Origin of the sequence: Kitasatospora sp. NPDC058444 (genome assembly GCF_042721415.1) — a bacterium.
Classification (GTDB): Bacteria; Actinomycetota; Actinomycetes; order Streptomycetales; family Streptomycetaceae; genus Kitasatospora.
This window is the reverse complement of the sequence record NZ_JBHXLL010000031.1, coordinates 1-12,902: the sequence shown is the minus strand read 5'-3', so window position 1 is coordinate 12,902 and position 12,902 is coordinate 1. Positions and strand designations below refer to the sequence as shown.

The window sequence follows — 12,902 nt, the reverse complement described above, 5'->3', positions numbered from 1 at the left end:
TCCGACCAAGACATTCCTGTCTCGAGAGAAAGGAAAAGGCATGGCTGCGAACGACATCGATGCCGCCCAGGACGTGGACGCCGAACTCGCGGCGACCGAGATCATCATCACCGAGGAGGAGCTGGAGGACGTCTCCGGCGCCTCCCTGCCGATCCCGCGCCTGCTGAACACCTGATCGACCGGGTGCCCGGGCCGGCGACGGCCGGTTCCCGCCGGATCGCGGCCGGCCCGGGCACCCGCCAAGCGAAAGGTGCACACCCGTATGGAGTTCCGTCGCCGCGCCCTGGCCAGACTCGGCCGGGCCGAGGAGTCGGATGTCCCGGTCGTGCTCGCGGGCACCCGCAGCGTGCTGCTGCTCGCGCTGGCCACCGTCCTCGTGGCGGGCGGCGCCGTGTGGGCCTGCGCCGGATCGCTGCCGCAGACCGTGCACGCCCCCGGAGTCCTGACCCGCGCGGCCTGCAGCACGACCCTGCGCAGCCCGGTGGCCGGCCGGATCGTCGATGCCCCCGTACCCGAGGGCGCCGAGTTCACGCCCGGCACCGTGCTCTTCACCGTCGCGGGCGCCGACGGGCCGCACCTGGTGCGGGCGGCCTCGGCCGGCCGGATGGCCTCCGTGCTGGCCGTGGTCGGCGGGGAGGTGACCGTCCGCGACACCCTGGCCGTGATCGAACCGGGTCCGGCCGGCTCCCCGCTCGAAGCCGCCCTCTACCTACCGCCCGCCGACGCCGCCCGCGTCCGGCCCGGCCAGCACGTGGACCTCGCGGTGCTGTCGGTCCCCGACCAGAAGTACGGCGTGGTGCGCGGCACCGTGCAGGAGGTCGGGGCCCACCCCCAGAGCCGCGCACAGCTCGCGGCCTTCCTGGCCGACCCCGAACTCGCCGGCGACTTCGTGGCCCGGGGCGAGCCGGTCCGGGTCATCGTGCGCCTCCTGCCCGGCAACACGGTCAGCGGCTACCGCTGGTCCACGCCGCAGGGGCCGCCCTACCCGATCGACACCCGCACCCTGGTCAGTGCCGCCATCGACCTGCCGCCGGTCAGGCCGGTCAGCCTGGTGGTGTCCTGATGCCGACGGCCGTGCGGCACCGCCGGGTGCGCACCCCGCGCGTCCAGCAGATGGAGGCCGCGGAGTGCGGCGCCGCGAGCCTGGCCATCGTGCTGGGACACCACGGACGCCACGTGCCACTGGAGGAGCTGCGGATCGCGTGCGGGGTCTCGCGGGACGGCGCCACCGCCGCGGCCCTGGTCAGGGCCGCCCGGAGCTACGGCATGAACGCCCAGGGACGGCGTCTGGAGCCCGGGCAGCTGGCCACCCTGCGCCAACCCACCGTCGTGTACTGGCAGTTCAACCACTTCCTCGTCGTCGAGGGCTTCAGCCGCCGATTCGGCAGGCACCTGGTCCACCTGAACGACCCGGCCTTCGGCCGCCGCAGCGTCTCGGCCGAGGAGTTCGACGAGAGCTTCACCGGCCTCGCCCTGACCATGAACCCCGGCGGCGACTTCGTGCGGGCCGGACGCCGGCCCGGCCCGCTCGCCGGACTGCACGGACGACTCGCCGGCACCGCTCCCCTGTTGTGGCTCATCCTGCTCTGCGGTGTGCTGACCACCCTCACGGGCATCGCCCTGCCCGCGCTCACCCGGTGGTTCGTCGACCTGGTCCTGCCGCACGGCGACCAGCCCCAGGCCCTCTTCCTCGCCCTCATGGCCGCCACGGTGCTGCTCACCGCGGGGGTGACCGCGCTGCGCCAGGGATTCGTGCTGCGCGTCCGCCTCGTCGCCGCCACCCGCTCCTCGGTGCGCTTCCTGCGGCACCTGCTGCGGTTGCCCACCGCCTTCCACGGCCGGCGCAGCACCGCCGACCTCACCCGCCGCATGACCTCCCACGACGACGTGGCCACCGTGCTGTCCACCGACGTCACCAACCTCGCCGTCAACGCCCTGACGGCGGCGGTCTACCTCGCCCTGCTGGCGACGTACGACACCTGGCTCACCGGCGTGACCGTGGCCCTGTCCCTGGTGAACCTGGCCGCCGCGCGCCAGGCGGCCAGGGCCCGTGCCGACGGCGCCACCCGGCTGGCGGCCGACGAGACCAGGCTCTTCACGACCACCGTCAACAGCCTCCAGCTCATCGAGATGCTCAAGGCGACCGGCGGCGAGGCCGAGAACTTCCGGCGCTGGACGAGCGCCCTGGCCACGGTGGTGACGAGGCGCCAGCGCGTCGACGCCGTCGGCTCGCTGCTGATGGCGGTCGCCCCGACGGTGGCCGCCGTCAACGGAGCCCTGCTGCTCCTGATCGGCGGGGTGCAGGCGGCCCACGGGCGGCTGAGCATCGGGGCGCTGGCGGCCTTCCAGGTGTTCGTCACCGGCTTCAGCGTCCCGCTGGCCCAGCTGACCGCCTCCGTCGGCCGCCTCCAGGACTTCGGCGTCCTCGTCGCCCGCCTCCGGGACGTGGAGGACGTTCCCCCGCAGGACGCGGAGGACGCGGGGGGCACCCCCACGGAGCCCGACCCGCTGTCCGACGGGCAGGGCACACCGCACCGGCTGACCGGTCACCTGGTCCTGGACCGTGTCAGCTTCGGCTACAACCCGACCCGGCCCCCACTGCTGCACGACGTGTCGCTGACCGTGCGGCCCGGCCGGCAGGTCGCGCTCGTCGGTGCCTCCGGCAGCGGCAAGTCCAGCGTCGCCCGCCTCGCGCTGGGCCTGCACCGGCCCTGGAGCGGCACCGTCACCCTCGACGGACGCCCGTTGGACGACGTGCCGCACCAGGCCCTGACCTCCTGCGTGGCCTCCGTCGAGCAGGACGTCGTGCTGTTCGAGGCGAGCCTGCGGGACAACATCACCTTGTGGGACCCCTCCGTGCCGGACGAGGACGTCGTCGCCGCCCTGCGGGACGCCGCCGTCCTCGAGGCGGTCCTCGCGCGCCCCGGCGGCATCCACTGCCAGGTGGCCGAGGACGGCCGCAACTTCTCCGGCGGTGAACGCCAGCGCCTGGAGATCGCCCGCGCGCTGGTGCGCAACCCCCGCCTGCTCGTCCTGGACGAGGCCACCAGCGCCCTGGACGCCGAGACCGAAGCCGTCGTCACCGACCGGCTGCGCCGTCGTCGTCATCGCCCACCGGCTGAGCACGGTGCGTGACAGCGCCGAGATCATCGTCTTCGACGACGGACGGGTGCGCGAACGCGGCACGCACGACGAACTGCTCGCCGCCGGCGGGCTGTACAGCCGGCTGGTCAAGGAGGGCTGACATGGAATCCCGGACCGCCGCACCGGCGTCCCCTGAGCCCGCGGCCTCCCTCGCCCGCCGCGGCGAACCCGCCGGTCAGGGGCCCCTCACCCTCACCTCCACCGGCGTGCTGTGGCTGGTCGCGGCCGGATCCGCCGACCTGTTCGCAGCCGACCCGGCGGGGATGGGAGGCCCCTGGCACCACCTCGCCCGGCTGGGGCCCGGTGCCGTCCTGGCCGCCCCCGCCGCCGGACCCCGCCACCAGCTCGTGCTGCGTCCCCTGGCCGACGCCCGGCTGCGCGCCATCGACCTGCCCGAGGACCCCGCCGACCCCCTGACCGGCCCCGAGCTCACCACCCTCGACCTCGGCGTCGACACAGTCCTGGGCGTGCTGGCCGACTTCACCGCCGCGTCCGCACCGGGCCCCAGCCTCTGCGCGGCACCACCGACCGGCGCCGTACACGCCGCACACAGTGGGCAGGACCGCACCGGCACTGCCGTGCACGAGCGCGCCGCAGTACGCCTCGCCGACGCCCTGCGCGCCGCCGAGACGGCCATCGACACCCGGGAACGGCGCCGGGACCGTCAGGCGGCCGCCTCCGGGCAGGCCGACCGGGACGCCCGGCGGCGTGCGTCGGACGCCCTGCGGGCCGCGGTCGCTCCCGGGCGGGTCGCGGCCGTCGTCCCCGGGGAGGGTACGGACGCGGCCGACCGCTACGCCGCCGTCGCCGTCGCCCTCGGCCTGCCCCTCGCCCCCGACCGTGCCCCCGCTCCGGCCCCCGCCGGACCCCTGGCCGGGCCCGGAGACGAGGGCGACCCCGTCGCGGACCTGGAACGCCGCACCGGCACCCGGGCCCGCCGGATCGCCCTGACCGGGCCCTGGTGGCGCTTCGACCACGGCCCGCTGCTGGGCCACCGCACGGCCGACGGCACCCCCGTCGCCCTGCTGCGGCGGTGGGGCCGCTACCAACTGCTGGACCCCGACGGGGGCAGTTCGCCCGTCACCGCGCGCACCGCCGCGACCCTGGAGCGGACCGCTGTCACCTTCCACCGCCCGCTGCCCGCCGGGCCGTTGCGGCTGCGCGACCTGCTGCGCCACGCGATGCGCGGTTCGCGGGCCGACACCGCCCGCATGGTCGCAGCCGCGCTCGCCGCCGTGCTCCTGGCCTCCCTCGTACCGCTGGCCACCGGCACCGTCCTGGGCTCCTACGTGCCCGCCGGGCGCACCGGCAGCATCACGCAGCTGTGCCTGGCGCTGGTCGCGGCCGGCCTGGCGTCGGCGGTCTTCGGGGTGGTCGAGAACGCCGCCCTGCTGCGGTTGGAGGGACGGCTGGAGGCCACCGCCCAAGCGGCGCTGTGGGACCGGCTGCTGCGGCTGCCAGTGCGCTTCTTCAGCCGCCGCTCCACCGGCGAGCTCGCCCAGACCGTCCTCGGCGTCCTGGCCGGGCGCACCGCGCTGGCGGGCCTGACCTCCCTGATGCTGCACTCGGCCGTGGCCGTCGTGGTCGGCCTGGCGCTGATGTACTGGATCAGCCTGCCACTCGCCCTGGTCGCGACCGGGCCGATCCTCGCCGCCGTCGCCGTGCTCGGCCGGCTAGGTCTCCTGCAGGCCCGGGCCCAGGAGGAACTGCTGGCCCGCAGCAGTGCCGTGACCGACCGGGTCTTCCACCTGCTGCGCGCACACACCAAGATCCGGGTGGCCGGCGCGGAGGACCGCGTCGTCGCCGACTGGGCGGAACGCTACCGCGACCAGCAGTGGGCGACCCGCCGGGCGGTGCGCCTGCAGAACACAGTGGCCGTGCTGGCCGCTTGCTACCCGCCGCTGTGTGCGACCGTCGTCTTCCTGGCGTCCGGTCCCGTCGGCGCCGGGGTCTCCGAGGCACGGTTCCTGTCGTTCTACGCCTCGCTCTCGGTGGCCGTCAGCAGCGCCGTGCAGGTCGCCGTCGCGCTGAACTCGGCCCTGGCCGCCGTCCCGCTGTTCACCCGGCTGCGCCCGCTGCTCGCGCACCCGCTGGAGGCCGGCGCGGACGCGGAAGCGCCTGGACAGCTCGCCGGTGACATCACCGTGGAGCACCTGTCCTTCGGCTACGAACCCGGTGTACCGGTGCTGCGGGACGTCTGCCTGCGGGTGGGTCCCGGGGAGATGCTCGCCGTGGTGGGCCCCAGCGGCTGCGGCAAGTCGACCCTTCTGCGCCTGCTGCTCGGCTTCGAGCAGCCGTCCTCGGGCGTGATCCGCTACGACGGCCGCGACCTGGCGACCCTGGACGGCACCGCCGTCCGGCGGCAGTGCGGCGTGGTCACCCAGCACGCACGGCCGCTCGACGGCACCATCCTGCAGGCCATCACCGCCGAACGCGGTCACACCCTGGAGGAGGCGTGGCAGGCCGCCCGGCTCGCCGGACTCGACGAGGACATCGCCGCCATGCCGATGGGCATGCAGACGCTGCTGAGCGACGGCGGCGCCCTGTCGGGCGGACAGCGGCAACGCCTCGCCATCGCCCAGGCCCTGATCAGGCAGCCCCGCATCCTGTTCTTCGACGAGGCCACCAGCGCGCTCGACAACGTGGCCCAGGCGGTCGTCGCCGACAGCACGCTGCGGCAGCGGGCGACCAGGATCGTCATCGCCCATCGGCTCTCCACCATCGTGAACGCCGACCACGTCATCGTGCTCGACGCCGGCCGAGTGGTCCAACAGGGCGCGCCTGCCGCGCTGATGGCCGACGCCGACGGCCCGTTCGCCCGGCTGGTGCGGCACCAGCTTCACTGACTCCCACCCCGCCGGTCAACCGGGGCCGGCGTTCCGGTGGCGCAGGCTGCCGAGGTGGTCGCGTGCCACGCCCCGCAGCACCGCGAGCGTTCGGGTCTCGTGCCCACGATCCGGGCCGATCAGCCGGTTGTGCTGCATGTGCAGCAGCCCGTCGACGGCCACCGAGGTCCGCTCGTCGAGCGGCGCGCCGATCACGGCCTCGCCGAAACGGCGCGGCGCACCGCTCCGCGCCCACAACCTCGCCACCGCCCCGGCTCCCGGCAGCCCGCCGAACGCCTGCAGGCAGCGGCCCGGAACGATCCGGGTGAGCGCCGCCGCCCGGTGGCGCCGGTAGAACTGCCGGCCTTCCTCGGTGTTGGGGTACTGGCGGTCCACCCACTCCCACCACGGCCAGTCACCCAGCGCGTCGAGCAGGACGCCGTGCTGCGCCGCCGCCACGATCTCCGACGGCAGGCCGTCGCCGCCCGCGGCGCACACCGGAATCAGGCCGAGCGCCGCCCGGCTGTCGAGGGCGAAGACCTCCTCCGCCAGTGCCAGGGCCGCCGGGCCGCCGTAGCGCTGCTGCTCCGGGCGGTAGCCGTCGAGCACCCAGTCGCCGACCAGCCCTTCCTCCCGCAGCCGCGTCAGGCCCGCGTGCAGCGTCGGCAGCACCTCGCGCAGCAGCACCGCCGGATCGCCGTGCAGCCGCAGCCGCAGGTGCGGGGCCGGATCCTGGTACCGGGTGAAGAACCAGCGGTCGGTGTGCCCCGACTCCCGCACCGCCTCCAGGAGGCGCCCCAACGGTCCGGCCAGGAGCCGGTCGTGCTCCTGCGCGGCCGCGTACAGCTTGACGTACAGCCACTCCCCGCCGGGGCTGTGGAGGGGCACGGGCGAGACCGGCGGCACCGGGGCGGGGCGGGCCGGCGGCGCCGCGGGATCGGGCAGCCGGGTCAGTGACACCGCGATCTCGTGGGCGTGCCCACCGAGCCAGCCGAAGGCATCGGGGGCGGACGCCAGGTCCTCCTGCACCTCGACGCTGCCGTCGCGCAGCTCCTGCCGGAGCACCTCGCGGTGCAGCGGTTCGTCCAGGTCGAGCGCGCAGACCCGGTCCCCGGCCGCCGCGAGCACGTGCCGGGCCACGCCCAGCGACGACCGCCACTCCTCGAAGGCCGCCCGCCACCGTGCCGCCGGGACGTCCGGGCCGAGCATGCCCGGTGCCGGCCGCCACCGGGCCGGGGTGACCACCACGCGCCCGTGCCGCACCCGCGGCAGGAACGGGTGGGCGTCCATCGCCCCCCAGCGCCACGGCGACCAGGTCGCCTGACGCACCGTGGACAGCTCCAGCAGGAACCGCACGAGCGGCGGCGCCGCGGTCGCGCTCAGCAGGTGCGGCTTGCGCACGACGACCTCCCGGCCGCGCTCCGGTTCCACCAGCCGCAGCCGGCCCCGGTCGGCGACGACGGCCAGCCGCCGCCAGTCCAGCGTGCCGGGGGCCGACCGGTCGGCGAAGACCCCGACCGGCAGGACCTGGTCCAGCAGCCGGGGCACCTGGCTGATGTTGCGGTGCCGTGCGCCGGCCGGTTCGAACATCACCTGGGCGCGGAGTGCCCCGGGCGGTGCGGGTTCCGCCACCAGGGCCGCGACCTCGCGGGTCCCGAGGAGGCCGGCGAAGCGTCCCGCCGAGGCGCCCGCGCTCTCCGAGCCGCCGGACGGCGACAGCAGCAACGCGAAGTCACCCGCCGCCAGTTCCGGCACGCTCCGCGCGAGGACCTGGACGAACAGTTCGAGCGACGCGGGGCCCGGTTCGCCGTCGTGCGCGACCTCCAGCCGCCGCAGCGTCTCCTCCCCCAGCAGGACCTCCCGGCCGCCGTCGCGCACCGCGTCGTGCACCAGCCGGGCCAGTGCCGCGTCCCGCTCCCCGCCCGGCCGCGGCCGACGGTGCGCCGCCGGCCGGGCGGCACCCGGCAGCCCCAGGCCCCGGTGGGGGTCGGTCAGTTCGGGCAACGGCACCGACAACCCGTCGCCGTACCGCTCGGTGAAAGCCGCGGCATAGGCGTCCAGGTGCGGCAGGATTCCGTGGTGCGGCGACATCCGCCACAGCGAGGCCGCCAGGTGCTCCAGTTCGCGGCCGACAGCGGGCGGCAGGCCCACCGCGGCGTCCGCCCGCACGTCGACCTGGAGCGGCGGAGGCCCCGACTCGCGGACCCCGCGCAGCACCGCTTTCGCCCGGCGCAGCTCCTCGCGCCCATCACCCGGCGACGTACGGGCGTAGGCCTCCAGCGCTTCCCGCGCCCCGGCCGGCACGGCCCGCGTCCCCGGGACGGCGCGCAGCCGCAGTTCGTCCAGCGCGGTAGCGCCGATCACCTCGGCCGTCAGGGAGGTGAGCAGGAACCGTGCCGCGACGAGTCGGCGCAGCAGCACGTCGGCCCAGTGCGGTGCAGGTGCCAGCCCGCGCTCCACCAGTTCCCCGGCCAGGGTGGAGAACCGCACGGGCAGCGCCGCGCGCTCGAACACGAACCGGACCGCAGGGCCCAGCCGGACCGATCGCTCCCGCCCCGCCGTGGCGCCGTCCGCCGGTGCCGCCCACGGCAGGTGCAGCCGGTCGCCGCGGATCCGGCACAGGTCGTTGACGACGACCTGCGCGTCGCCGACCGGCCCGCCCGCCGCCACGCACGCGTCGACGACCCCCGCGAACCACTCGGCGTCCGGGCGCACCGACTTGCGGTGCGCTTCGCCGACCCGCGCGTAGGGCGCGGGCGTCAGCTCCGCGAAGGCGACCCCGGCGAAGGTTCCGAAGGGGGTCGGGCGCCGGGTGATCCGCAGGGCGTACTTCGTCAGGGCCACGGCCACCGCGACCAGCCGCCCGCGCCGCGGCACCCGGCCCTGCTCGATCCGCCGCAGCGCCGACGCGAGCGAGTCGCTCGCCAGCTCCACCGCCTCGCGCAGCACCGGGTGGGAGGCCAGGGCCGTCACGTACGCGGCCAGCTCCTCGTCGGTCCCGTCCGGGTCGCACCGGGCGGCCCGCGGACCCAGTGGGTCGAGAGCGCCGACGGGGAGGGCGGCGATCCGCAGGACGACCCGCTCGGCGGCCGCGTACCCAGGGGTGGTCATGCCCCCACTCAACGGTGGCGACAGCACGGTGGCAATGGCCCGTACCAGGGATCTCGGCATATTCCTCGGTCCCGCGGCCTGCGCGAGGCCGCCCCCTACCCGCCCGCGGCCCTGCCCGCCCCGCTCCAGGTGGCCGGCGCGGCCGGAAGCCTGGTCCTCGTCCACTACCCGCTCGCCCACAACATCGGCGGCCACTTCGGCACCGCAGCCGACGAGCGCCGCGAGACCGTGTACTTCCGGCTACGCGCCGACGGTCACCGCGGCCGGTGGCACGAGGCCGCCACCAACCCACTACTGGAATTCACCCGGGACGCACCGGCCCTCGGGAGCTGACCTTCAGTAGCGCTCGGCGGTGAAGCCATCAACCGTATGTGGACGCCGGCCCGACTGCCGTCCGCATACGGCTTCCACGGCCGTAGACCGGCGCCATGGCCTTGATCACGTACGTGCCGCTACGAGACCAAGCCCCCCAGACGGTGGTCGCAGCCCGGAGTCGCACACCAAGCGCTCCCCCGGCTCCCCCAAGCCAGTGACAGCCATCTGCCGGCGCAGGGCCCAGCAACCGTTGACACCCGAAACGACGACTGGCGGCGAGACGCAAGCGCCGAGCGGAACCCCAAAAGCAACGCTTCCGCAGGTCAGAGCACCCGTCCGCGCGACTTCAACGGAATCGCCAGCAGCTCCTGCGCGCCGGCGCGATCAGCGCCGACCAGCTGCGCAAGGTCGTCCCGGACCTCAAGGAACGCTGACCAGCCAGGTCACGCCACCGAGCCGACGGGTAGGTCGAGGCCCCGGGCGGTGACCAGGTGGGTGGTGCCGTCGACCGGTAGGACGGCCCGACCACCGCGGCCCGGCCGGCCTCGACCGCGTCGGCGAGCACGCGGGAGCGCTCCACCAGCAGGTCGACGGTGTGCCGCACGAACCGCCGGTTGCCGGCCGGCAACGTCTCGAAGGCTTCCCGGGGCGTCGCAACGAGGGCTCCGGTCATGGCCGCAGACTACGACCCGGCCCTGACCTCCGCGCGGACACCCCTTGCCCGCTGGCTGCGCCGTCGTGGCCCCGGCGAACGCGCTGCTGCGGGGAGGCAAGGCATCGAGCCGGTCGGCCACTTGGCCCGATGTGGCGATCAGGAATCGGAGTAGCTGAGGTCCCCGACCGTCCAGCTGCTGACGTCCTCGATGGCGATGCGGTACATGCCGCCGGTGTGGGGCAGCCCGAAGTCGCCCTGCAGGATCTTCGCCCGGTGGAGATGCAGATGGGTGGGCCGTGCGGGCGGGCCGTCGGCGGGCGGGGCGAAGAGAGCTGCGAACGGCTTCAAGTGCTCCGAGGCCTGGAGGACCTCCGCCACCCGCTCCAACCACAGGGTCACCGGCGCGAGCCTGCCGGTGATCACCGCGCCTGGGACCACCACGGTCAGCGACATCTGATTGCTGTGCTCGGACTCGACCATCGCGGCGATGTCGACGAGCAGCCCGTCAGGGTTCGACATGTGCCACAGAATATGACACCGCCTCCGCGAACCCAAGGGCCTGGGCAGCAACCATGGCAGTCACGAGCCTTGCCCCTGCTGTACGGCAGCCGTGAGGGCCGGGCCGTCCCCCGGCCGTCGCGCCGGCCAGGGGTGTACCGCAGGGCCCGCCCCATACGCGAGGCGGCGGACTCGGCGGAGAACGGCGTGCGTCCGGTGTCAGAGTTTGAACATCGCGGTGTAGGGCTGGGTGATGCGTTCCTGTCGCGATCCGAAGTCGACGAGTACCGCGATGTCGCCTTCGACGCCGATGGCCCGGCCGAGGCCGTACGTGTCGTGGGTGACGCGGTCACCGACGGCGAAGTGCTTGCGCGGTGCTTCGGTCCGGGCTTTGAAGGGACTGGTGGGCAGGACACGGCGGGGTGCTGCAGATTTCGTCATTCCATGCAGTATGCGCCGAAAGTCGCCGGAGCGCGCCTTCTTCGTGCACTCGATTTCGGAGCGCCTCAGGATGGTGACGGTGGGCGTGGCACTCGCTTTCGCGGGTCTGCCGCGCCGAGGGCAGAGGCTCGGCGCCTGCGCGACTCGCCCTCTCGGGGAGAGCGACCGGGCGGAGCCCAAGGGGTGGATGACATGCCTAACTGGGCTGCCATGCAATCACTTTGACAGTCTCCGTGGCCTCGCGGCCGGCACCCTCGGCAAGGGACGTCGCAGAACCGTGGGTGGAATATCCACCCACGGCGAGCCTGGGCCTGCTAGAGTCGTTTGAGTTGCAGTAGTGGTTCCCATGAACTTTGTGTGCGCCTGCTGATGTTTCGCAGGCGCATTTTTGTTTCCCGGCTCTTCCCCGGGTGGGTGCTCATCGCGGCGACTCGAAGCGCGCGCTGTGCGCGCTTCGGACAGCCCCTTGAAGGAGATTTCTTTATGGCTAATGGCACTGTGAAGTGGTTCAACGCGGAAAAGGGCTTCGGCTTCATCGAGCAGGAGGGTGGCGGCCCCGACGTCTTCGCCCACTACTCGAACATCAACGCCAACGGCTTCCGTGAGCTGCTCGAGGGCCAGAAGGTCGAGTTCGACGTCACGCAGGGCCAGAAGGGCCCGCAGGCCGAGAACATCCGCCCGCTGTAGTTCTTCTGCCACGGCACCCGCCTGGTAGCGAGGGGCCCGCACCGCGTACATGATGCCCGGTGCGGGCCCCTCGGCATTGCTCCGCCCCGCACATCCCCGGCCGTTCAGGCCCCCCTGGCTCCGCCACCGGCGGCCATCACCGCACGAGACGCACAGTGCCGCGTCCGTATCGCCGCCCCTCCGTGACATCCCACGGTTCGTGGATCTCCGTTCCCGCCCCGGCGGTGAGCGCAGACCTGAGGTGACGTGCCGCACGGTTCCACCGTCCACGCCCCACACTCCACACTTTCGGCCCGTTCCCACGCGACCTCCTGCCGGCGCCCCGCGCCGCCGAGCCGCCTCGTGACGCCCTCGCCGCCGCTGGAGGTCCACAGGCCCAGGATGTCCCGGTATCCGTCCGCGGTGACCCCCAGGACGACGTAGACGGGCCGGTTGGCGACCTGTCCGTCGCGGACCTTGATGTTCACGGCGTCCACGAAGAGTACCGGGTAGACCGCATCGAGTGGGCGTGTGCGCCAGTCGGCCATGCCCTCCAGGACCCGGTCGGTGATCGTGGAGACGGTCTCCTTGCTGGTGGTCATGCCGTAGACCTCGGCCAGGTGCGCGACGATCTCCCCGGAGGTCAGGCCCTTCGCGGTCAGCGACACCACCAGGTTGTCCAGGCCCTCGGTGCGGCGGGCGTGCCGGGGCACGACCTTCGGCGTGAACGTCCCGGCCCGATCCCGCGGGATCTCGAGCGTGACCGGCCCGGCCTCGGTCATCACCGTCTTCATGCGGTAGCCGTTGCGGGCATTGCCGCCCTTGCGCGCCGAGCGGCCCGGCTCCGCGGTCGAGGCCAGGTGCTCGTCCATCTCTGCTTCCAGCGCCTGCTGGAGCAGGTGGCGGGTCAGCTGCTGCAGCAGGCCGCCCTCTCCCAGCAGCTGCATCCCGCCGGCCCTGGCCTGCTCGGCCGCCAGCTCGGCGACCGACGCCACCACATCCGACCCGCCGGTGTTCTTCCTCGGACCCATGTCCAAGGCATCGGCCCCACCAGGCTCTGACGAAACCGAACCGTCAGAAACCGACTCGATCTGGGGATCCGTCAGTGAGCTCATCAGTGTCTCCCTTGATCAGGGTGTCCACCTGATTCATGGCTCTTACAAGATTTTCGTAGTCGGTGATCGTCCTGGGCCCTGGGTCAGCTGAGCAGGATGCGCTGGCGTAGAAGGCGGTGACCCGCGCGGCCG

Annotated in this window: 11 protein-coding genes; 6 read left to right on the top strand and 5 right to left on the bottom strand. The window is 73.8% G+C overall.

Annotated features, from left to right (window positions below; translation table 11 throughout):
• Positions 1 to 40 precede the first annotated feature (40 nt).
• From ACFWP2_RS27595 to ACFWP2_RS27580, 4 genes are all read left to right on the top strand, one after another.
• Positions 41 to 175: a hypothetical protein gene (locus ACFWP2_RS27595; RefSeq protein ID WP_279383033.1), complete on the top strand. Its 135-nt coding sequence runs from the start codon at positions 41 to 43 to the stop codon at positions 173 to 175.
• 87 nt (positions 176 to 262) lie between these two features.
• Positions 263 to 1,063 (top strand): HlyD family efflux transporter periplasmic adaptor subunit, encoded by an 801-nt coding sequence (locus ACFWP2_RS27590; protein ID WP_380456242.1) that lies wholly within the window; start codon positions 263 to 265, stop codon positions 1,061 to 1,063.
• Positions 1,063 to 3,135 carry a cysteine peptidase family C39 domain-containing protein gene (locus tag ACFWP2_RS27585; RefSeq protein WP_380456240.1) on the top strand — a complete coding sequence of 691 codons (2,073 nt, stop codon included), beginning with the start codon at positions 1,063 to 1,065 and terminating at the stop codon, positions 3,133 to 3,135. Before ACFWP2_RS27590 ends, ACFWP2_RS27585 begins: the two co-directional genes overlap by 1 nt.
• Before the next feature lie 110 nt (positions 3,136 to 3,245).
• Positions 3,246 to 5,990 carry an NHLP bacteriocin export ABC transporter permease/ATPase subunit gene (locus tag ACFWP2_RS27580; RefSeq protein ID WP_380456238.1) on the top strand — a complete coding sequence of 915 codons (2,745 nt, stop codon included), beginning with the start codon at positions 3,246 to 3,248 and terminating at the stop codon, positions 5,988 to 5,990.
• Between the two features lie 15 nt (positions 5,991 to 6,005).
• Here ACFWP2_RS27580 and ACFWP2_RS27575 read toward each other — a convergent pair whose 3' ends face one another.
• Positions 6,006 to 9,080, bottom strand: a complete 3,075-nt coding sequence (locus tag ACFWP2_RS27575; protein WP_380456236.1) for a lantibiotic dehydratase — start codon at positions 9,078 to 9,080, stop codon at positions 6,006 to 6,008.
• 129 nt (positions 9,081 to 9,209) lie between these two features.
• Between ACFWP2_RS27575 and ACFWP2_RS27570 the strand changes: the two genes are divergently transcribed.
• Positions 9,210 to 9,413, top strand: a complete 204-nt coding sequence (locus ACFWP2_RS27570; protein ID WP_380456234.1) for a hypothetical protein — start codon at positions 9,210 to 9,212, stop codon at positions 9,411 to 9,413.
• A 328-nt stretch (positions 9,414 to 9,741) separates the two neighbouring features.
• Here ACFWP2_RS27570 and ACFWP2_RS27565 read toward each other — a convergent pair whose 3' ends face one another.
• The 3 genes from ACFWP2_RS27565 to ACFWP2_RS27555 all read right to left on the bottom strand — a co-directional run bounded on the left by ACFWP2_RS27565 (position 9,742) and on the right by ACFWP2_RS27555 (position 10,989).
• The gene (locus tag ACFWP2_RS27565) at positions 9,742 to 10,068 is read right to left on the bottom strand and encodes a hypothetical protein (protein WP_380456232.1); all 327 of its coding nucleotides are present in this window, start codon (positions 10,066 to 10,068) and stop codon (positions 9,742 to 9,744) included.
• 138 nt (positions 10,069 to 10,206) lie between these two features.
• Positions 10,207 to 10,569 (bottom strand): hypothetical protein, encoded by a 363-nt coding sequence (locus ACFWP2_RS27560; RefSeq protein WP_380456230.1) that lies wholly within the window; start codon positions 10,567 to 10,569, stop codon positions 10,207 to 10,209.
• Between the two features lie 198 nt (positions 10,570 to 10,767).
• Positions 10,768 to 10,989: a hypothetical protein gene (locus ACFWP2_RS27555; protein ID WP_380456228.1), complete on the bottom strand. Its 222-nt coding sequence runs from the start codon at positions 10,987 to 10,989 to the stop codon at positions 10,768 to 10,770.
• 483 nt (positions 10,990 to 11,472) lie between these two features.
• Between ACFWP2_RS27555 and ACFWP2_RS27550 the strand changes: the two genes are divergently transcribed.
• Positions 11,473 to 11,676, top strand: a complete 204-nt coding sequence (locus ACFWP2_RS27550; RefSeq protein ID WP_030918248.1) for a cold-shock protein — start codon at positions 11,473 to 11,475, stop codon at positions 11,674 to 11,676.
• 104 nt (positions 11,677 to 11,780) lie between these two features.
• Here ACFWP2_RS27550 and ACFWP2_RS27545 read toward each other — a convergent pair whose 3' ends face one another.
• The gene (locus ACFWP2_RS27545; protein ID WP_380456226.1) at positions 11,781 to 12,770 is read right to left on the bottom strand and encodes a transposase; all 990 of its coding nucleotides are present in this window, start codon (positions 12,768 to 12,770) and stop codon (positions 11,781 to 11,783) included.
• Positions 12,771 to 12,902 lie beyond the last annotated feature (132 nt).